The sequence below is a fragment of the Methylosinus sp. Ce-a6 genome (genome assembly GCF_009811655.1).
Classification (GTDB): domain Bacteria; phylum Pseudomonadota; class Alphaproteobacteria; order Rhizobiales; family Beijerinckiaceae; genus Methylosinus.
On the sequence record NZ_BGJX01000005.1, the window covers coordinates 124,989 to 142,886 of the forward strand.

At 65.1% G+C, this 17,898-nt stretch carries 23 protein-coding genes and 1 tRNA gene; 4 read left to right on the plus strand and 20 right to left on the minus strand.

Annotated features, from left to right (window positions below; genetic code table 11):
* Nucleotides 1-9: 9 nt before the first annotated feature.
* From Mspo_RS05355 to Mspo_RS05430, 16 genes are all read right to left on the minus strand, one after another.
* A complete protein-coding gene (locus tag Mspo_RS05355; RefSeq protein WP_159727562.1) occupies nt 10-507 on the minus strand; it encodes a hypothetical protein in 498 nt (165 codons plus the stop codon).
* 13 nt (nt 508-520) lie between these two features.
* The gene (locus Mspo_RS05360; protein WP_159727564.1) at nt 521-2,371 is read right to left on the minus strand and encodes a hypothetical protein; all 1,851 of its coding nucleotides are present in this window, start codon (nt 2,369-2,371) and stop codon (nt 521-523) included.
* 26 nt (nt 2,372-2,397) lie between these two features.
* On the minus strand, nt 2,398-2,742 hold the full coding sequence (locus tag Mspo_RS05365) for a hypothetical protein (RefSeq protein ID WP_159727566.1): 345 nt from the start codon (nt 2,740-2,742) through the stop codon (nt 2,398-2,400).
* 174 nt (nt 2,743-2,916) lie between these two features.
* The gene (locus tag Mspo_RS05370; protein ID WP_159727567.1) at nt 2,917-3,699 is read right to left on the minus strand and encodes a hypothetical protein; all 783 of its coding nucleotides are present in this window, start codon (nt 3,697-3,699) and stop codon (nt 2,917-2,919) included.
* A 16-nt stretch (nt 3,700-3,715) separates the two neighbouring features.
* Nucleotides 3,716-3,991 carry a hypothetical protein gene (locus tag Mspo_RS05375; protein WP_159727569.1) on the minus strand — a complete coding sequence of 92 codons (276 nt, stop codon included), beginning with the start codon at nt 3,989-3,991 and terminating at the stop codon, nt 3,716-3,718.
* On the minus strand, nt 3,988-4,218 hold the full coding sequence (locus Mspo_RS05380) for a hypothetical protein (RefSeq protein WP_159727571.1): 231 nt from the start codon (nt 4,216-4,218) through the stop codon (nt 3,988-3,990). The genes Mspo_RS05375 and Mspo_RS05380 overlap by 4 nt, the downstream gene beginning before the upstream one ends.
* A gap of 12 nt (nt 4,219-4,230) precedes the next feature.
* A complete protein-coding gene (locus tag Mspo_RS05385) occupies nt 4,231-5,670 on the minus strand; it encodes a hypothetical protein (protein ID WP_244613159.1) in 1,440 nt (479 codons plus the stop codon).
* The gene (locus tag Mspo_RS05390; protein ID WP_159727573.1) at nt 5,667-6,101 is read right to left on the minus strand and encodes a hypothetical protein; all 435 of its coding nucleotides are present in this window, start codon (nt 6,099-6,101) and stop codon (nt 5,667-5,669) included. Before Mspo_RS05390 ends, Mspo_RS05385 begins: the two co-directional genes overlap by 4 nt.
* A 313-nt stretch (nt 6,102-6,414) precedes the next feature.
* Nucleotides 6,415-7,779 (minus strand): phage/plasmid primase, P4 family, encoded by a 1,365-nt coding sequence (locus Mspo_RS05395; RefSeq protein WP_256366345.1) that lies wholly within the window; start codon nt 7,777-7,779, stop codon nt 6,415-6,417.
* The gene (locus tag Mspo_RS05400) at nt 7,776-8,663 is read right to left on the minus strand and encodes a toprim domain-containing protein (protein WP_159727577.1); all 888 of its coding nucleotides are present in this window, start codon (nt 8,661-8,663) and stop codon (nt 7,776-7,778) included. Before Mspo_RS05400 ends, Mspo_RS05395 begins: the two co-directional genes overlap by 4 nt.
* Nucleotides 8,660-8,857, minus strand: coding sequence for a hypothetical protein (locus tag Mspo_RS05405; RefSeq protein WP_159727579.1), 198 nt, complete (start codon nt 8,855-8,857; stop codon nt 8,660-8,662). The genes Mspo_RS05400 and Mspo_RS05405 overlap by 4 nt, the downstream gene beginning before the upstream one ends.
* 29 nt (nt 8,858-8,886) lie before the next feature.
* Nucleotides 8,887-9,420 carry a hypothetical protein gene (locus tag Mspo_RS05410; RefSeq protein WP_159727581.1) on the minus strand — a complete coding sequence of 178 codons (534 nt, stop codon included), beginning with the start codon at nt 9,418-9,420 and terminating at the stop codon, nt 8,887-8,889.
* Nucleotides 9,351-9,629, minus strand: coding sequence for a hypothetical protein (locus Mspo_RS05415; RefSeq protein ID WP_159727583.1), 279 nt, complete (start codon nt 9,627-9,629; stop codon nt 9,351-9,353). The genes Mspo_RS05410 and Mspo_RS05415 overlap by 70 nt, the downstream gene beginning before the upstream one ends.
* Nucleotides 9,630-9,834: 205 nt before the next feature.
* On the minus strand, nt 9,835-10,080 hold the full coding sequence (locus Mspo_RS05420; protein WP_159727585.1) for a hypothetical protein: 246 nt from the start codon (nt 10,078-10,080) through the stop codon (nt 9,835-9,837).
* Between the two features lie 51 nt (nt 10,081-10,131).
* Nucleotides 10,132-10,920 (minus strand): hypothetical protein, encoded by a 789-nt coding sequence (locus tag Mspo_RS05425; protein WP_159727587.1) that lies wholly within the window; start codon nt 10,918-10,920, stop codon nt 10,132-10,134.
* Nucleotides 10,917-12,248, minus strand: a complete 1,332-nt coding sequence (locus tag Mspo_RS05430; protein WP_159727589.1) for a site-specific integrase — start codon at nt 12,246-12,248, stop codon at nt 10,917-10,919. The genes Mspo_RS05425 and Mspo_RS05430 overlap by 4 nt, the downstream gene beginning before the upstream one ends.
* Before the next feature lie 142 nt (nt 12,249-12,390).
* Here Mspo_RS05430 and Mspo_RS05435 point away from each other — a divergent pair.
* Nucleotides 12,391-12,459 (plus strand) — tRNA-Arg (locus Mspo_RS05435).
* 46 nt (nt 12,460-12,505) lie between these two features.
* On the opposite strand, the gene Mspo_RS05440 is transcribed toward Mspo_RS05435, so the two are convergent.
* From Mspo_RS05440 to metC, 3 genes are all read right to left on the minus strand, one after another.
* Nucleotides 12,506-12,748, minus strand: coding sequence for a hypothetical protein (locus Mspo_RS05440; protein ID WP_159727591.1), 243 nt, complete (start codon nt 12,746-12,748; stop codon nt 12,506-12,508).
* Nucleotides 12,749-12,939: 191 nt separating this feature from the next.
* The gene (locus Mspo_RS05445; RefSeq protein ID WP_244613161.1) at nt 12,940-13,149 is read right to left on the minus strand and encodes a hypothetical protein; all 210 of its coding nucleotides are present in this window, start codon (nt 13,147-13,149) and stop codon (nt 12,940-12,942) included.
* 177 nt (nt 13,150-13,326) lie between these two features.
* On the minus strand, nt 13,327-14,520 hold the full coding sequence (metC, locus tag Mspo_RS05450) for a cystathionine beta-lyase (RefSeq protein ID WP_159727595.1): 1,194 nt from the start codon (nt 14,518-14,520) through the stop codon (nt 13,327-13,329).
* Nucleotides 14,521-14,644: 124 nt separating this feature from the next.
* Here metC and Mspo_RS05455 point away from each other — a divergent pair, with 124 nt between their 5' ends.
* Nucleotides 14,645-15,661, plus strand: coding sequence for an amino acid ABC transporter substrate-binding protein (locus Mspo_RS05455; protein WP_159727597.1), 1,017 nt, complete (start codon nt 14,645-14,647; stop codon nt 15,659-15,661).
* Between the two features lie 37 nt (nt 15,662-15,698).
* On the opposite strand, the gene Mspo_RS05460 is transcribed toward Mspo_RS05455, so the two are convergent.
* Nucleotides 15,699-16,253 (minus strand): DUF2478 domain-containing protein, encoded by a 555-nt coding sequence (locus Mspo_RS05460; RefSeq protein WP_159727599.1) that lies wholly within the window; start codon nt 16,251-16,253, stop codon nt 15,699-15,701.
* Nucleotides 16,254-16,429: 176 nt separating this feature from the next.
* On the opposite strand from Mspo_RS05460, the gene Mspo_RS05465 reads away from it, so the two are divergent.
* Together Mspo_RS05465 and Mspo_RS05470 are read left to right on the plus strand one after the other, a co-directional pair.
* A complete protein-coding gene (locus Mspo_RS05465) occupies nt 16,430-17,134 on the plus strand; it encodes a VWA domain-containing protein (RefSeq protein WP_159727601.1) in 705 nt (234 codons plus the stop codon).
* 11 nt (nt 17,135-17,145) lie between these two features.
* On the plus strand, nt 17,146-17,871 hold the full coding sequence (locus Mspo_RS05470; protein ID WP_159727603.1) for a DnaJ domain-containing protein: 726 nt from the start codon (nt 17,146-17,148) through the stop codon (nt 17,869-17,871).
* The last annotated feature ends 27 nt before the right edge of the window (nt 17,872-17,898 follow it).

Genomic DNA, 17,898 nt, shown 5'->3' on the forward strand with positions numbered 1-17,898 from the left:
CGGCACGCGTCACCGTTTGCGAATGACATAGGTGATGCTCTTCAAATACCCACCGGTGTCGAGCAAGGGCTGCTCGCCATCGCGCGGCGCTTCCTTGCGATGCTTCCTGTGGTAGAGCGTCGACGGCGCCAGGGGCGGCGACAGCGTGTCGACGATCATCTTGCGAACAGAATTGACGGCGATCAGCCCGACCGCGTTCTGCGCCTTGTCGATTTGCGCGAGGTCGCCCCGAAAGGCGTGCTGCACGGCCGTCTTCAGCCGCTTGGCGATTTCTTTCTCAACGGCTCGCACGCCCGGCACGAGGTGCGGACGCGGCGGGATATTGCGCTCGGGCAATCCCCTCTCATTGATGTAGCCGATGGCGGCATTGGAAATCGGCTGTTTCTCTCCCGGCTCTTCGCGCGCTGCGTTCTCCGCCGGCACGCCGACATAGACGTCGTTCTTCGTGAGGGCGCGCATCGCCCGCATGATTTCCGCTCGGCGATCCTTCACGATGGTTGTGGACACAGCCTCTCGTCTCCTACTGCGCCGCCCCCTGAAGGTTTCTCAACAAGTTCGCACTCATCCGAGACCCGGCGAGCGCGAGATGACGGGACGCCTCTTGCGCGTCAAAAGCGCCAGTGACATTGAGCGTCTGGGGCGCATTGATGGTCAAGGCCCGGCTGTTGTCATTCGAGACGTTCGGCGTCGCGCCGGGTGGTGGCGTCGGCGGCAGATAGGAGCCGTTCGGCGAGATGCCGGTCCCGGGAAGCCAGGGCGCCGGGATGACGTTCGAACCGGGCGCGCTGCTCGGCCTGCCGCCGCCGCGAAGAGCCTCCAGGGCGCGCCGGCGCTGCTCGGGATGCGCTTTGAAGCCTTCCCATGCGGATAGGCCTTGCGTCCGAAGTATCCACAGCGCTATGCGGCGCTGAACCTCCGGCGAGAAGGTGTCGCTCCCCTTCAAGCCGAGCGCCTTCATCGCCGCGCGTAGCGTGCTGCCCACGATCTGGAAAGCGCCGAGCGCCGAGGAATTCGTTCGCTGCCCGATCGCCGTATTCTTGCGAATGTGATTACCCCAGGCGAGCGCCTCGTCGAGCGTCATCGATGTGAGCGGCTTCGGCGACTTCAGATAGCCGAGGGAGGCGTTGTAGGGGTCGCCATATTTCCCCGTGCCCTCGGCCGCAATCACCGCATCGAAGAACGCATCGGCGCCGCGCAAGCGATTGAAGACGCCCTTCGCGGAATTGTCGGGCGCTCCTTCTCCCCCGAGCCATTTCGGCCGTCGCCGCCACGCGCGCTTTCCCCATTCGAGCAAATTCTTCGGCTCGTCGGTCGTCAGGCCATGGTCTCCCATATGACCGCGCTTGAAATCCTCGAGCGTCGCGCCCCTATTGGCCGCTGCGATTCCGCCAACGCCGAGCAGGGCGAGCGCCCAGGGCGCGCTCAATAGCGCCGTAAGGGCCGCAAACGCCGCGCTCGTGGTCAGCGCCACCATGCGCGCCAGCAAGAGCGGAAGGCTCGTCACCGCGAGTGCCGTCACGACGGCGGCGAGTTTGGCGAAGGCGTTTTCGACTCCGGTGATCTTCGACAACCATTTGTCGGAACTGTCCGCCCACTCGGCTAAGCGAAGAACGATCTCGCCGAGCCACTTCGCGGCCTTTATGAGCCATTCCGCGAGGCTCGCCAGCGCATCGGCGAGCTTCGGCCCGTTCGCGTCCAGCCATCGGCCGAAGTCGCGCAACACGCCGTCGGCGCCGAAGAGGCGATCGAGGATGCGCGCCTTCATCGCCTCGAGGCGCAGTCCTATCGCATTGAAGACACGTTCGAATTCGCGCCCGCGCTCGCTTGTCGCTTTGAGGTCGACGCCGAATTTCGAATAGACGCCCTCGGCCTCTCGCAATCTCGTCGCGAATTCGCCGGAGATCAAGGCCCTTGTGAAATCCTCCGACAGGCCGAGTTCGGCGCCGAACATCAAGCGGCGCGCTTCCGGCATGGCGCGCAGCGCATTGCCCAGGTCGACGAAGTTCCGCGCCGTGAGCTGTCCATTTTGCAAATGAACGCCGAAATTCTTCAGCCATGCGCCATAGCCGGGATTCTGACGCATCTTGCGGGTCAGCGCGTCGACCGAGGCTGTCGCATCATCGACCGACGAGCCGAGCTGTGTCGCAGCATACTGAAGCTCTTTGAGCGTCTTCGTCGCGACGCCCGTCTTCTCAGCTGCATATGCGAGCTTTTCGAATCCTCTCGCGGCATGCTCCACACCCACGAGAATAGTCGCCGCAGCGGCTTCCACGGCCGCGCCGAGCGCTACGGCTTTCTTCGTGGCCGATTCGAGCGCGTCGCTGAATCTGCGGTAGCTGCTCTCGTCGACCTTGAAGCCAATTTTCGTCAAGAACTCGGATATTGTCTCTTGCTGACTCACGCGTTCGGCGCTCCTTCGAATTCCAGCATTTCCTCAGCGACAGTTGCGCCGAGAAACATCGCCACCAGCGCCATTTGCCGCCTCATGTCGCAGTCTATCGGCTTCCAATCGACGCCATCACGCCACCAGATGCGTTTCGCGAGCCGGCCGATCGTCACGAATTCTCCGGCCGTGATGTCGCAGATTGCCGAATGCAGCTCGTCGGCCGCGTCGCCGCCTTCTTCCATTGTCGCGCTCGCCTCGAGCCATCGCCCGAGTTTGCGCAGCAATTGTGCATTCTCGACGCCCGAAATATCGGCCTGATAGGTGGAGCCGTCGAAAACGAATTGTCGCATCGCCATCGTCGAACCTCTCGATAAATCCCCGCCGCGGCGACTTCCGCAGCGCCGCGGCGAGGAATGACGAAGCACTGGTGGGCAGCCCCTCGTCGTCGTGGGAATGGAGATTCCCGCTTCCGATGTTTTGCGCCACCTTCGGCTGGGCGTCCGCTCGTAAAACCGAAAACCGGGCGGAAATCACAAACGCGCGTCGTCCTCGTGCAGCATCGCCGCGCTGATAGGCGCGGGCCGGCTCGGATGCGTCGCGCCAGCGTCGTGTTGCAGCTCGCGGAAATGCTGCGTCCACGAGAATATCTGCGCATCGTGCGCGCCCGGCCGCTCCCGCATGTAGCTCGACCCGGCGATGTTCTCGCCCGTCGCCCCAAGGACGCGAGCCGAGACCTGCGGCCGCGTCACAGTCGACGAATAAGCGCCGCGCGCGCGCGTCGCGTCGGGATTCGGTATAACCAGCGGCACATTCGCAATCGCGTGGAGGTCGCGTTGCAGCGACCGGGCGCGCGCGATCGTCGTCTCGAATTCCTCGGCCATCGCCTCGGCTTCATCGGCGATGATCGCCGCGGCATTCTGTTGCACTGTGTAGGCCATGCGCTTCATCGTCGCGTCCCAATTCGCGGCGTCGCCGGCGAACGAAGCGACGACGCCCTGGAGCGCCTTCACCTTCTCGGCGAGAGCGTCACGCTCGGCCTTGCGCGTTGCCAGCTCCGGCGGGATTTCGCCGAGGTCGGGGAGATCGTAGCCGGCGGCAATCGCGTATTTCATCGCGCCCGCGCGCGCCTCGGCGATCTCGGAGTCGATGCTCGCATAGCCGGCGAGATGTTCGGCCGCCTCCGCGAGATGCTGCCGCGCCGCAGTGAGCGCCGACAGCGCATCCGCCTTGTTGCGTTCGGCTTCGTCACGCTCATGAATAGCGACCCGCAGCTCTTCGCGACGGATGCTGACTTCGGTTTTTGTCGTCTCCATCTGGTGTTCTCCTTGTTCACCGCGGAAATGAGATTGACGAGAGGCCGGGCGGAACCGGCGCAGCGGGGTTGTAGGCGATTACCGTCGCGTGCTTGAGCAGATACCAATGAGCCGCGACCGCGTCGGGAACGTTCCATGTGCCGGCCGGGAAGGCGATAGTGTGAATCGGCCCGACCACATTGTCGTAACCTCCGCCCTCGACCGCCGCGCGCGACGTATCGAGGCCGGCAAAGTCGCCGTCGTCGCGAAGGTTCAAGGTGAACGGCGCCGCGACGCTTATTGTCGTCGTCATTTGCGCCCCCGCAACGCCTCATTCCGCGCCTGAATGCGCTCGATGCGCTCGCGCTGCTCGTGGCCGAACGCCTTGCCATCGAAGGAGGGCTTGCTCGCCGTCCTCGCCGCCGGCCTCTTCGGCAGAACATCGCGCGTCGGGCGAACATCGATGATGATCTTCGTCGTCGTCGGCTTCGTCTTCGCACGAGGGCGAGGTTCTATCATCGCGTCATTCGTATAGGCCATGTTCGGTTCTCCTCAGGAGTAGGCTTTGATCCATTGGTCGAGATTGAAGTTGTTACCGTTCACGTTCGCGGCGATGATGATCGCGCCGCAGACCGCGTTCGCGACGTCGTCATGCGAGCCGGGCGGATGGTCGATACTGTCACGCCCGCCGCGCGCCGTCCGGCGTTCGAGCGAAGTCAACTGCGCAGCGAGCTTCGGATGGTCGAGCAGTTCGACGCGCCGTGAATTGAAAAGGGACAACGCCGATTTGTAGATGTCGCTCTTCGGCTTTTCGGCGGCCTCATACGTCACACCATGCGCGCGGAACCGCTCGGCGGGCCACTCGCCGCCATAGCGGTCGCCTGTCACCTTCGTCAGGCCGTAGGAGAGCAGCACGCCCGCGAACTCCTTCACCACTTCGTCGGGGCTGAAAGGCGGGCGGATCGCGCGGACGCAGTCCAGGACGGCCGTCTCGCCCTCGGCGTGCGCTATGGCGAGCGTCATGTCGTCGGCGCTGCCGCCCGATGGATCGCAGAAAGCGACGTATTCAGGCCGGTGCCGCGTCTCGTCGTAGCCGATCGGCGGGAGTTCGAACCGATCCGGCACAATGGCCGCCTCGACGATCTCGTGAGACAAGAACGCCTCGACGTCGGAGCGGAACTCGCCGCCATACTCCGCCGAAGCGGCGGCAGGGTCGCGCTCATAGGCGCGGGCGACCGTGCGCTCGGGAAGCGAGGGATTCATCGCGCGCGACGCGGCCTTGGCGATGATGACGAGAGGATCGCCGGCCGGGCCGTAGTCGCGCTTCCAGGCGCGATAGAGTTCGCCTCGGCGGGCGTAGGGGCTGCTGATTGCGATCAACGGGCCGCCCGTCGTCGCGAGACCAGGACGCGCGGCGTCGAGGATTTCGCGGTCCGGGTTGGCGCTGTTCTCAGAGCGCCAGAATGCGACCTCGTCGGCGATGATCGCCGCAAATGTGCCGCTGCGGATCGTGCGGAAGTTCGCCGGCCGGCATTCGATATCGACGCGCGTGGAAAGCGAGATCGTGTCTGCGGTCACATTGGTGACGAGTTCGTGAAAGGCTGCGACGTTGTCGAAAATGCCGTCCAAATACTGTTTGCACTTCGTCGCTTGCCAGACGCTCGCCGACATGATCGGCAGCGACGCCCTCTCGCCGGGCGCCAGCACATCGCTGTAGTCGACGAGGGCCGCGAGATAGGCGGCCAGCACGGCCACAGCGCGCGTTTTCCCGCCGCGACGCCCGATGATACACCAAAGCTCGTCGACGCGCTCCCCAGGCTCGGCAGGGCGGCCCGTGAGGCTTTCGAAGGTGACGCGCTCGTCGGCCGTCAGTTCCTCGCCCATGGCGGCAATGAGCAGCACGCGCCAGGCAGCCCACGACTCGCCGGACAGGACCGAGCCGAAGATGTTCGGGTCCTCGATGGCGCGGCGCATGCTGACGAGGGGCTTCACTTCGCGGCGTTCCCGTTGTGGCTGGCGATGATCTTCTCGAGGAGGCTCGGCTCCTTCTTCGGCCGGCGGCGGGCGCGAAGGGCGGACAGCGTTCGGCTGAGGCCGTTGGCGACGCGCGTGAGGTCGTCGTGGTTGACCTGCTCGCCCTTCACGATGGCGGCCTGTAGGCGCTCGCTCTGCATGGTGAGGCCGGCGGCCGTGCGGACGAGGGCGATGGTCTCCTCGGGGAGATCGTCGATATTGCCGAGCGGGGAGGCGAGGGCGACTACGAGGTCACGAAAGCGGCGCGCCTCGGCCGAGCGGCCGTCGAGGCCCGGCAAAGCGGCGATGCAATTGGCCGCCCGCGAGCGATTGGTTTTCGACGGCACGATGAGGCGCATGCGGCCGGAAGGAGAGGGCGGCGCGGCAGAGCGGGCGGCGGGCGATCTCACTCGATTTTCTCCCCGATTGTTACCCGCAAGAGAATAGCGCGAAATGTTCGCGCTTACTACATTGACATAACAAGACATTTTAAGACAGAGCGCCTGTTGTAAGAACAGGTGTCGATGTTTCCTCGCCGCGAGTCGGCGCATGTTCTCGCGCCGCCGATCGTGGCGCGCTCGTCGAAATCGATGGGTTGCGGCTGTCTCGGGCCGCTCTTTTCACCCCTTAAATCTGTCGGGTGACGCTTGTGACGGGAAACTGGTATTAGGGCGTATGCGCGCGCGCGTGTAACGGGGATAATGCAATTTGGCGTCACAAGCGTCACCAGCTCCCCCCACTGTCCGATTGCAGGAGGCGCAGGCCATAGAAGCCTCGGCCATATTTGCGGCGTTCAAAGGCGAATCCGCGGGCTTCGAGCACTTGAGAGAACCGGCGAGCAGTTCCGACTATTTCCCCCGATTTTTCGGCCCATGCACTCCAACTCGCGAACAGAACGCTCGATTGCTCCCACGCTTTGGGGTCGCGGTCGCATTTGTCGTCGATCCATGCGGCTATAGCGTCCTCGGCCTCGAGGTATGCCGCCGTGGCGTCGAGGACGGCTTGGGGCGGGCGCAGGCCGTCGCGCTGCCATTCGAGACAGCCGTCGACGAGCCATTGCAGGATACCGGGCCACTCGGCTTTGAGTTTATCGGCGAGTTCCGGGTCCGCCTTGTCGGCGGGGATCGTGACTGCGAACGGGATCAGGTGGAAGCGGCGGCGGATGGCCTCGTCGACAGAGCGCAGGGACGGTTTGTGATTGCCCGCGATGACGAGCTTGAACTGAGGCCGATATTCAAAGAAGTCCTGTCGCATGAAGCGCGCGGAGACAGTGTCGCCGCCCGTGAGGGACTTGATCCGGCTTTCCGCCCAGCGGCGCCCTTCTTCCGTCTCGACGGCGGTGACGAGGCGTGCGCCACGTAGGCCGGCGAGGTCGGTCGGATGGCGATCGGAATTGCTCGCCGTGAAAGTCTCGATTCCTGCGGTCTTGTGATAGGCGCCGAGAATGTCCGCGACGGTCTTGAGCAGCACGCTCTTGCCGTTGCGGCCTGTGCCGTAGCCGAAGAAGAGCGCGTGCTCGCGCGTGTCGCCCGTGAGCCCATAGCCGAAGACGCGGCGGATGTAGGCCACAAGCTCCGCGTCGCCCGCCGATATCTCGTCGAGGAATGACAGAAACCTCGGACAACTGCCGCCCGGCGCAACTGAGGTGATCTTCGTCAGATAGTCGTCGGGCCGAGCGTGGCGACGCGCTCCCGTGCGCAGGTCTATGACGCCCTCGGGAGTATTGAGCAACCAAGGGTCCGCGTCCCATTGGTCGATTGTCGCGGCGAGCCGGCGATCGGCTTTCGCCAATCGCTCGATTGCCGCAACCGTTTTCGCGCTGGCGATTACGTTGGCGATCTTCGACTTGTTACACTCCGCCGCCGCTTCGCGACACACAGCGCGGGCGAGGTCGAAGGCGTGAAGCGTCTCGTCGAATTGCCAGTGCGTTCCGGTCCAGGACAACCATTTTCCCCAGGCGGCGACATAGCGCAAATCGCCAGCATGCAGTTCGGCGAAGCGCAGCGCGAGCGCTTCGTCGGAGAAAGCCGGCGGCCGAGGGTCGAAAATCTCGACATTGTCGTCGATCTTGCGCGCGTGCTCATTCATGCGACGCGCTCCTTCTTCATGAGCGCGCCGAGCGCGTCATTCCAATCCTTGGACGGCGGTGCCGGATGATGGACGATAACGCGGCGGTGATAGTGTGTTGCGACAACGCGCTCGACTGCGGCGCGGCCCGCGTCGTCATTGTCGGCGAAGACGTGCAGCTCCCGAACCGCGTCGGGGATGAAGACTTGATGCAGGCGCCCGGCGCCGAGCGCGCACCAGACGGGAACTCCGAAGAGCTGCATTGCGCTCAGGCCAGTTTCTATTCCCTCAGCGAGGCCGAGAACGTCGCCGGCCGCGCCGAGCCTCACGGCGGCGTCGCCCATGCGTCCGAACGTCCGGCGCGGCATGAAGACTTGCGCCTTCCGATCGCCGCGCGGATCAATCATTGTGACCTGAACGGCGATGATGCGCCGGTCGCCGGCTTGTAGGGCTGCGACAAGCGCGGGTAGATAGATGCGTCCCGCCATGTGCTCATAGGTGGGCAGGAAGCCGAGGGACGGCGGCGGATCGATCGTAATTCCGCGCGCCCGCAAGTAGCGATGGCCGAGCGAACCGAGCATCGGCTCCCGCCCGCGCCATAGAGCAAGAGCGCCCGAATCCGGTTCGATGCGTTCCGGCTTGGGCACGCGGCGACGCTCGGGCCGAGGCTCGTCGTCACGACGATCGTCGAGCAACCCACGACGACGCAACTCGTCGAGAACGTCCCGGCTATCACAGCCGGAGAAGCATTTGACGCGCAAGCCGCGCTCGCCGTCCGACAGAAGAAGCGAGGGGTTGCGGTCGCCGCGGCCCTTGCCGTGAGTCGACACGGGACAGCGGCACAGATAGCCGCCACCCGAATGAATGCCGTGTAGCTGTTTGGCGATATCCTGTGCGAGGCTCATGCTGCGGGAGCCTCCACCATGTAGAAGCTCGCGGGCGGGAGATCGCGCCCGCCGAGGGCAGCGACGATAGCCGGGTCGAGCCGCACATACGCCTCGAGACGGTCGACGGGATCGGCGCCGTTGACGATCTCGCGTAGCAGTTCATAGACCGCACGCTCGCCGAGCGCATGCAGCCGGCGGGCGAGGTAGCGCATTCTGGCGTCGCTGATAGGAGCGTGTCGTATCATGCGGCGCCCCCATTCTTCTGTCCCCACAACGCCAGCAGCGCAGCCTCGGCGCGGTTGTGATCTTTCTTGCGGGAGAAGATCGCCGCATTGCTCGGCCAAGTCTCGATTGCCCGAGCGCGCGAGGTTTCGGCGCTCGAATCGAGCCCGAGCGCTTTTTTCCATTTGGACGCGGGAACGAGCCGGACAGGAACGGCAAGAGCGCCGAGAACGCCGAGGATCGTTCCGTAAGATTGACCGAACCGGAACATTCCCGCGGCGCCGTTGCCGGGCATAGCCGAGACCTGCTCGACGATCGCGAGTCGATACGGCCCATGCTCGCGGATGGCGTCGGCGAGGTTTGCAGCGTCGATACGGCGCTGCGTTCCTTCGCCGATAATCGGGAGGTCGGCCGCGCGGATTTCGCCGTCGCGACGGAGGATAGCGAATCCGCCAGAGAGGCCGGGGTCAAAAGCTATGATGCTCATGCGCGCGCCTCCCCGAACAATGCATCGCGCCATTGGGGAATCGCGCTGAGAAGTTCCGTCGCCCACACGAGCGCCGAGTCATGAGACATTGTCGCCAGCACATCGGCGTAGAACATGTCCGGCCGCGTCACGTTCCAGAAACGCACCTCGGCGCCAAAGATCGCCACGCTGTCAGCGGTCGGATGGGCGCAGTTCTCGGCGAGGAGGCCGGCGACGGCGATCATGAGCTGTTCGCGCTCGGCCCGCGCCGCCGCGAAATCGATGATGGTGGTCATCCGCGCGCCTCACCATAGCAGAGGCCGGCGACGAAGCTCGCGGCGAGAGGCGACAGACGGAACCGACGCGCGAGATGCGCGACGCGGAAGGCTTGAAGGTTAGGCGCAGAGAAGATATTCTCGGAGACGTTCGCTGCCGTGAACAATTCCCGAGCCCGGTCGGCGCCTGCCCGCGCCACCGGGTTCAGCTTTGAAGAGACCATCGTTATGCGGCTTCCGTCTGCTTGCCGGCAATGCGACGGCCGATCGTGCGGCGACCGAAGCCGAGTTCCTTCGCAGCGTCGCCGGCATTCACCAGCTCTTCGCGACCGAGGTCCGGCATTGGCTCGTCTGGCTTCACGAGGCCATGTGCGACGAGCAGTGCTCGCTTGTAGCGTTCGAGGTCGTGGCGGCGGAAAAAGAGCCGACCCCGAAGACGGATCGGAGTGGGAAATTCGGGAAGTGTAGACATTGGTTCCCTCGTCTCGAATTGACGAGGGGCAGAATGGCGAGCGTCCGCGAGTTAGTCGCCTTTCCCGCTATGACGATATGGGTCGAATTTTTTCTGCGCCTCTCTCGCGCAGCGCAGGGCGTCGGTCTTTACACCGATGAAGCCAAACACGTCCGTGACGAGTTCGAGGTAGTCCCCCTGCGGATAACCCGCGACGGCTGGCCGCGTGTGCTGCGGAGCCCCTGCATAAGGCACAAGGTGCGGCGCGGGGCGCGCTGGCGGAACGATGATCGTCGGGCGCTTCCCCGTCATTTCGAAAAAATCGAGAGCGAGTCGCCGTGCCACCGCATGGGCGCGATGGTCGGCTTGGCGGCCTTCGTCTTGTGTCTCTCGCGGACAGGCCCGGCGCGCCAATTCCGCCACAAGCCTGAGGTCGGCGGCCAACGATGCGCGATCGGATGTCTCGTCTCGCAACCACGTCGGAAGAAGCTTCCGCATCACACCCATGTCGACCACAAAATCTGGATTCCATGGAGGGACGTTCGCCAAAGCTTCGATTGATGTTCCATGCAGCGTCTCGATTATCTCCGCGAGTTTTTGGCGGGCTTTGTTCTTCTGTAATTTCGGATCAAGCAAAGCGCCGGCGAGCGAAGCCGCGCGGGTCGCGAGTTCCGACAGCTCCTTTTTTGTCGTTTTCGTTAATGCGACGCGAAACGCGCGACTCGGCGAACCAGGGTAAACGGAGAAAAGGATAAGGCGATCGACAGCGAGCGAAATATCATGCGGCGATGCGGTGCATCCAGGAAGCCGCTCAAAGACTTCGGTCAGCTTCTTTCGTAATTCGCTACAGCAAGCGATCATACGCCGGCCCTCGCCTTCGCCAACTCGACGACGTTTCCGGCTGGCTTGCCCGCGACGATCGCCTCGACACGGCGCGCCCACGCGTCGAGCGCTTGGCGCTTCTCTGCGCTGTAGGAGTAGCGGTTGTAGGTCCGTGCAACGCCTTTGATTATGCCGGATCGATGGTTCAATACGGCTTCGACGACGTGAGGCGGAATGCCGAGCCCGGCCATGCCGGTGTCCGCCGTGCGACGCAGATCGTGCAGTGTCCAGCGCTCTGGCGGCGTAACCTTCTCCGAGTTGGCCGCGACCTTTTGCATCGCCTCGAGGATGGCGGCGTCGAATTGATTCTTCGCCCGGCTGTAACCAGAGACGGGCGTCGTTCCTGTCGTTGTGAAGATGTAGCCCGGCGTTCCCTTCCCGCCTTCGATCTTGGGAAGGCTCTTCAGGATCGCGACGGCAGCGTCGGATAGCGGGATTTCATGGGCGGCACCGTTCTTCGCGCGCTCTTTCGGAAGAGTCCACAACTTGCCGGCGAGGTCGACCTCTCCCCAGGTCATGGCGCCGACCTCGTCGCGCCGCGCGCCCGTGAGGAGGAGAAGCTTCCCGATCTGGCCGAAGGGCCATCCCGCGGATTCGAATGCGCCCCAGGCGAGCCGCAGTTCATCGTCCGTCAGCACGCGGTCGCGGCTAATCTCGACGACCGGCGCCTTTACACGGTCGCAAGGAGAGGTCTCGATTATGCCGCGGCCGATCGCCCAATTGCAGACGCGGCGGAAGGCCGCGAGCGTCCGGTTCGCCAGGATCGGGGCAGGGCGGTCGACAATCTCGTCGAGCAGCGCATTAATGTCTGCCCGCGTGATATCGCCAAGGCGACGGCCGAGCCATGGGCCGCTCTTTTCGACCGTGCCGTCTTCCTTCTCTTCGACGTAGGCAATCTCACGCTTAAGGATGCGCTCGACCTCGCGCCAAGATGCTTCCCGCGTGTTCGGCTTGGCCTGCCGCTTGATGTAGGCGGCGCAGACATTCTCGAGCAGGTCGTGAGCGGGCCGAGCCGCGGCGGCCTGCCGCTTCGCTTCCTTCTTCTGTCCGGCCGGGTCTTCGCCACGCGCCGCGGTGACGAGCGCGGCGCTCGCCAGTTCGCGAGCCGCTTTGAGGTCGATTGCCGGATAGGTGCCGAGGGTCAGCTTTCTGGACTGTCCGAGAAAGCGATAGCGCACGGCCCAAGAGCGCGCGCCCGACGGCTGCATGACGAGATAGAGACCGCGGACCAAGCCGTCCGGGATTTCCCGGCGAACGGCTTCCGGCTTGGTCTTTTCGATCGCCGCTATCGTGAGCGCCTTGGCCATCTGTCGCCCCTTGGGGTATCAGCCGGGTAACGAAATGAGGCTGTCTCGCGTCGTTACCCCATGTCCTAGACACTACCGGACAAGGCCATAAATCACAAGTGATAATTCGGAAATGTCGTAGCATAGCGTCTGCTTTTGTCTCGCTCTGTCGGGGGTAATTAACTGCCTTCGAAGCAGTAGGTCGTAGGTTCGAATCCTACCGGGGTCGCCAGCGCGCCGTTCGTCCGCGGAGCGCCGCGCGCAGAATCATTCCAAGATCATTGCGAGATGTTTCCCGCCCCTTCCGGTCGACGCGGATCGGCTCCCGACCCCATCCGTCCGGCCGAGCCGGAATGGTCATATTTGCGATTCTGGCACTCGGCCGTGAGGCAGCGGCCGACGCTTCGTCCCTCGTAAAGCGGGGGAGAATGGGAATGGTCGGCGGCGCTTTCGGCCTTTGCGACGACGCTCGAGCAGACGAGCAATGTCGCCGTTGCGGGGATGAGTTTCGAAGCGAGCATTTTTCGAAGCCTCCTCGTTTTTTCGAAGCCGAGAACGAGGACAGACTTGTCCTCGGCCCTCCGAGGCATGGCCGATCGGCGACGCCCCGACCTCGGGACGTCGTAAATCGGTCGCTTCCTCAGTTTTTGGAGGCCCGCAGCTTCATTGAGATGCGGGACCGAGCGCGAGCTCGGCGGCGGCGGAGCGAGGCTCAGCCGGTCCTGGCCGTTTCCGGAAATTTGGCGAGAAAGGCGCGCAGCACGACGAGCTGATCCGCGGCGCGGCGCTTCAGCCCGAGATCCAGGAATCCGTCGAGATCGGAGACGATGAGATCGCGCACCACGGCCGGCCCATGGCGGAGTCCGAGCAGATAGGAGTCGAGAAGCGCGTCATGCCGCGCATCGGGCTTCACGCCCGACATGATTTCATTCGAAGTCGGCGATCGATCGAGAATCGCCATTGCGCCAATCATGGACCGTTCCCTTCGAAACCGCCGCCCGCGACATTACGTCGCGCCACCGCTCGTCATTAAGCGGTTTTTCGAGCCAGCGGAATCGGGAGGACTACGTATCCGAAATCGTTCGAATTTTATGCTTTCTCAGCGGCTTGCGGCCAAACGCAGGCGCGCGAAGCCGGCGTCGAGATCGTCCTTCAGATCATTCGTGTCCTCGAGCCCGATCGAGAGCCTGAGCGCGGGGCCGCCCGGCGCCCATTGCGTCGCCGTGCGATAGGAGGCGCAGTCGAAGGGCAGCGCCAGGCTCTCGAAACCGCCCCAGGAATAGCCGAGGCCGAACAGCTCGAGCCCGTCGAGCATAGCGGCGACGGCGGCGGGAGGAACGGGCTTCAGAACGAGCGAGAACAATCCGGTCGAGCCGAGAAAGTCCCGTTTCCACAGCGCATGGTCCGGATGGCTCTCCAAGGCGGGATGGATCACATGCGCGACCTCGTCGCGCGAGGCGAGCCAGCGCGCCATCTCGAGCCCGGCGCGTTCCGCCTCGCGCAGCCGCAGCTCCATCGTGCGCATCCCGCGCAGCGCGAGAAAGACATCCTCGGGCCCCGGACACATGGCGAAGGCGTCATAGGTCGCCCGCAGCCGCCGCGCCCATTTGTCATTGGCCGAGACGAGGCCGAGCAGCAGATCCGAATGGCCGGAGAGATATTTGGTGCCGGCTTCGATGGCGAGATCGACGCCGCGCTCATGCGGCGGAAAGAAGAGCGGCGTCGCCCACGTATTGTCGAGGATCACGCAGACGCCTCTAGCATGGGCGATCTCGGCGATCGCCGGCACATCCTGCACTTCGAGCGTCTGCGAGCCCGGCGACTCGGTCAATATGGCCGTCGTGTTCGGACGCATCAGCCGGGCGACGTCGGGACCAACGCGCGGATCGTAATAGGTCGTCTCGACGCCGAGCCGTTTCAACACGGTGTCGCAGAACATGCGCGCCGGCAGATAGCAGGAATCGGTCGCGAGCAGATGGTCTCCCGCCTTCACCGCCGTCAGCAGAGCGAGGGTGATCGCCGCGAGGCCGGACGGGACGGCGACCGCATCCGCCGCGTTGGAGACGTCGGCCCAGGCTTCCTCCAATGCGCGCGTCGTCGGCGTGCCCTTGGTCGCATAGGTATAGGCGCCGCGATTGGCGAGCAGCGACGCCGTGTCGGGAAAGAGCACGGTGGAGCCGCGGTAGATCGGCGTGTTCACGAAGCCGAATTGCTGCGACGGCGCGCGTCCGGCGTGGGCGAGGCGCGTGCGGCTTCGCTTTTTTCGCCCAGATTGTCCTTTAATCTCGCTCATGTCTCGCCTGTCGCGCGTTTCGTCGAAAAGGATTTGCGGCGCCTGTTCCGCGCCGCATCATAGACTGTTTCGTCGCGCCGCGGCGCCGGCAGGTGGAAGACTCTAGCTGTAACCCGAGTAGGAAATGATCTCTCGCCTGTCTCGCCGCATCATCGTCGCCGTCGGCTTTCTCCTTCTCTGCGCCGCGGCCGAAGCCTCCACGCTCGATCAGGCGCAAAAGCGCGGATTTCTGATCTGCGGCGCGAGCAATGGGCTGCCGGGCTTCGCGCATCAGGACGAGGCCGGCCGCTGGAGCGGCTTCGACGCCGATTTCTGCCGCGCGCTCGCCGCCGCCATCTTCGACGATCCGGACAAGATGCGTTTCGTGACGCTTTCGGCCAAGGACCGGGTGAAGGCGCTGCAGTCGGGCGCGGTCGATCTTCTCGCGCGCGGCGCCGCCTGGACGCTGTCGCGCGACGCCGGGCAGGGGCTCTCCTATGCGGCGATCACCTTCTTCGACGGGCAGGGATTTCTCGCCCGGAAAAAAACCGTCTCCTCGCTGCGCGATCTCGGCGGCCTCGCGGTCTGCGTGCAGCAGGGCACGCCCTTCGAGCTCGACCTCGCCGATTTTCGCCGCGACGGCGTCAAGCCGATCGAGCCGCGCCCCTTCCCCACATTCGAGGAGGCGGCCAAGGCCTATTCCGAGGGCAAATGCGAGGCGCTGACCGCCGACCTCTCGACGCTCGCCGCAAAGCGGCAGGAGCTCGCCGCGCCGGCCGATCATGCGATCCTGCCCGAGCTCATCGACAAGGAGCCGCTCGGCCCCATCGTGCGGCAGGGCGACGACCGATGGTTCGACATCGTCCGCTGGACGCATTTCGCCATGGTGGACGCGGAAGAGCTCGGCGTGACCTCCGCCAATGTCGACGAGGAGCTGAAATCCGCTGATCCGCGCGTGCGCCGCCTGCTCGGCGTCGACGGCGGCCGCGTGGAGGGTCTGGGGCTCGAGGCCGATTGGGTCTATCGCATCGTCAAGCATGTCGGCAATTACGGCGAGGCCTTCGACCGCAATCTCGGCCCCGGCTCGCCCATCGGCCTCGACCGACGGCTCAACGCGCTCTGGACCAAGGGCGGGTTGATGTATGCGCCGCAGGTGCGGTGAGCGGCGGCGCGAGCGTCATCGCCGCCGTCCGGCGGATTCACCCCGCGCCTGCGAGCCGAACCTTTCGCGCGCGCTCCCACCAGGCGGAGAGCGCGTCGAGATCATGCGCGAGGGATTCCGCCAGCGGGCCGGCGAACGCGCGCCATTCCTCGAGATAATGCGGCGAAACCGCCGTCACCACCGGGACCTTGGCGATCATGGCGGCGCGGAAAGCGTCGGCGAGGCCGCCGCTCGAGGCCTCCTGCTTGCTGAATTTGCTGATGACCACGAGATCGACGCCCTCGGCGACGCGCCGCTCGATCGCGGCGCAGGCGAGCGCCAATTCGCTCGAATCGAGATTGCAGGCGACCGAGCCCGCCCCCAGATCCTGCGAGATGGAATAGAGCGCGCCATCGGTCACGTCGCGCAGGACGATGCGGCTGCGGCCCGTCGCCTCGTCGACGAGGCGCGCCTGCGTGACGCCGGCGACGCGCGTCCCCTTTTGCGCGAGCAGCCGCGCGAAATCGGCGATGAGCGCCTGCGCCTGCGCGCTCGGCTCGCCGGGCAGGGCGGCGATCGGCGCCGTAGATGGCAAGGAAGGGTAAAGGGTCATGTCGCTTTTCCAAAGGCGCGGCATGTCCGCGATTTCTGTCGCGGCGCGCGGCGGACTTGGCCTATCCTCTCGAAATCGGCGGGGCGGTCGCCTCTTTCGGCGAGGCTCGCGCCTCTTGTCATTCCGGGGCTCCGCCCGATCTGATATAGACGGTCAGGGACGCGACGTGAACAGCCGTGAGCGATGAACGAGGCAATGCGCCGCTTTCCCCCTCCGCGCGCGCGGAGGCGGTGGAGGCGTTCATTCGGGAGGCGCGGCGCGTCGGCGCGGCGGCCGAGCGCGGCCGGCTGATCTTCGCGCTCGACGCCACGATGAGCCGCCAGCCGACATGGGATCTCGCGCAATCGTTGCAGGGACGCATGTTCGAGGCGGCGTCGGCGCTCGGCGGCCTCGAGGTCCAGCTCGTCTACTTTCGCGGCTTCGGCGAATGCCGCGCGTCGAATTTCGTCGGCGGCGGGCAGGGGCTCGCCGCTCTGATGTCGAAAATCTCCTGCCGCGGCGGCCGCACGCAGATCGCCAAGGTGTTCCGCCATGCGCTCGACGAGACGAGCGCGCGCCGTGTGGGCGCGCTGGTCTTCGTCGGCGACGCGATGGAGGAGGATGTCGACGAGCTCTGCGAGCTCGCCGGCCGGCTCGGCCTGAATGGAGTCAAGGCTTTCATGTTCCATGAGGGCGGCGATGCGGCGGCGGGCGCGGGTTTTCGCGAGATCGCGCGGCTGACGGGCGGGGCCTATGCGGCTTTCGACGCCTCGGCGCCGCGCCGCCTCGCCGAGCTGCTGGCGGCGGCGGCGGCCTATGCCGCGGGAGGTCTGGCCGAGCTCGAGCGGCGCGCCGGCAAAGGCGAGGACGCCGCCCGTCTTCTTCTCTCACAGATGGGGTGAGGAGCCGCTTCATGCCCGTTCTGCTCGGATTTCTCGCTCTGATCCTCACGCTCTACGGCTTGCGCATGTTCACGCGCGCTTCGCCGGCGGCGATGGCCCGCGCCCTTCGCAAGGGCGGCGGCGCGGCGACCATCGCCCTCGGCCTGTTCTTCATCCTGCGCGGGCGCATCGACGTCGGCCTGTTGCTGGCTTCGGCCGGCATGTGGCTCTACGGCGCCTTCTCGCGCGGGGTGAAGCGCTTCGGCCATGGGAGCGCGGGCGGCGGCGTGTCGCGCGTGCGCTCGGCCATGATCGAGATGGAGCTCGATCATGCGAGCGGCGCCATCCGCGGCACGATCCTCGCCGGAAAGGACGAGGGCAAGAGGCTGGACGCGCTCACGCGATCGGCGGTGATGGAGCTCTACCGCCACTGCCGCAGCGTCGATCCCGAGGGAGCGCGTCTCCTAGAGGTGTATCTCGACCGCCGATTTGCCGGTTGGCGTCAGACAGGAGACGGTCGAGGCGACGCGGGGCGCGCCGATGCGGGCGGCGTCGGACCAGGCCGCCGGGGCGGCACGATTTCGGAAGATGAGGCCTATGAAATTCTGGGCCTCAAGAAGGGAGCGGCGCGCGAGGACATTGCGCGGGCGCATCGCGATCTGATGAAGAAGCTTCATCCGGACCATGGCGGGACGACCGACCTCGCGGCCCGGGTGAACGAAGCCAAAGATGTCCTCATGCGTCGTCATCATCATTGAAGCTCGGCTGTGCTCGTTCGGCGCTCG

What these genes read in the sequence shown, in the direction of transcription:
- Mspo_RS05365 (WP_159727566.1), bottom strand. Translation starts at nt 2,742, where the DNA reads ATGGCGATGCGACAATTCGTTTTCGACGGCTCCACCTATCAGGCCGAT.
- Mspo_RS05370 (WP_159727567.1), bottom strand. Translation starts at nt 3,699, where the DNA reads ATGGAGACGACAAAAACCGAAGTCAGCATCCGTCGCGAAGAGCTGCGG.
- Mspo_RS05375 (WP_159727569.1), bottom strand. Translation starts at nt 3,991, where the DNA reads ATGACGACGACAATAAGCGTCGCGGCGCCGTTCACCTTGAACCTTCGC.
- Mspo_RS05380 (WP_159727571.1), bottom strand. Translation starts at nt 4,218, where the DNA reads ATGGCCTATACGAATGACGCGATGATAGAACCTCGCCCTCGTGCGAAG.
- Mspo_RS05395 (WP_256366345.1), bottom strand. Translation starts at nt 7,779, where the DNA reads ATGAATGAGCACGCGCGCAAGATCGACGACAATGTCGAGATTTTCGAC.
- Mspo_RS05400 (WP_159727577.1), bottom strand. Translation starts at nt 8,663, where the DNA reads ATGAGCCTCGCACAGGATATCGCCAAACAGCTACACGGCATTCATTCG.
- Mspo_RS05405 (WP_159727579.1), bottom strand. Translation starts at nt 8,857, where the DNA reads ATGCGCTACCTCGCCCGCCGGCTGCATGCGCTCGGCGAGCGTGCGGTC.
- Mspo_RS05415 (WP_159727583.1), bottom strand. Translation starts at nt 9,629, where the DNA reads ATGACCACCATCATCGATTTCGCGGCGGCGCGGGCCGAGCGCGAACAG.
- Mspo_RS05420 (WP_159727585.1), bottom strand. Translation starts at nt 10,080, where the DNA reads ATGTCTACACTTCCCGAATTTCCCACTCCGATCCGTCTTCGGGGTCGG.
- Mspo_RS05425 (WP_159727587.1), bottom strand. Translation starts at nt 10,920, where the DNA reads ATGATCGCTTGCTGTAGCGAATTACGAAAGAAGCTGACCGAAGTCTTT.
- Mspo_RS05430 (WP_159727589.1), bottom strand. Translation starts at nt 12,248, where the DNA reads ATGGCCAAGGCGCTCACGATAGCGGCGATCGAAAAGACCAAGCCGGAA.
- Mspo_RS05440 (WP_159727591.1), bottom strand. Translation starts at nt 12,748, where the DNA reads ATGCTCGCTTCGAAACTCATCCCCGCAACGGCGACATTGCTCGTCTGC.
- Mspo_RS05445 (WP_244613161.1), bottom strand. Translation starts at nt 13,149, where the DNA reads ATGTCGGGCGTGAAGCCCGATGCGCGGCATGACGCGCTTCTCGACTCC.
- metC (WP_159727595.1), bottom strand. Translation starts at nt 14,520, where the DNA reads ATGAGCGAGATTAAAGGACAATCTGGGCGAAAAAAGCGAAGCCGCACG.
- Mspo_RS05455 (WP_159727597.1), top strand. Translation starts at nt 14,645, where the DNA reads ATGATCTCTCGCCTGTCTCGCCGCATCATCGTCGCCGTCGGCTTTCTC.
- Mspo_RS05460 (WP_159727599.1), bottom strand. Translation starts at nt 16,253, where the DNA reads ATGACCCTTTACCCTTCCTTGCCATCTACGGCGCCGATCGCCGCCCTG.
- Mspo_RS05470 (WP_159727603.1), top strand. Translation starts at nt 17,146, where the DNA reads ATGCCCGTTCTGCTCGGATTTCTCGCTCTGATCCTCACGCTCTACGGC.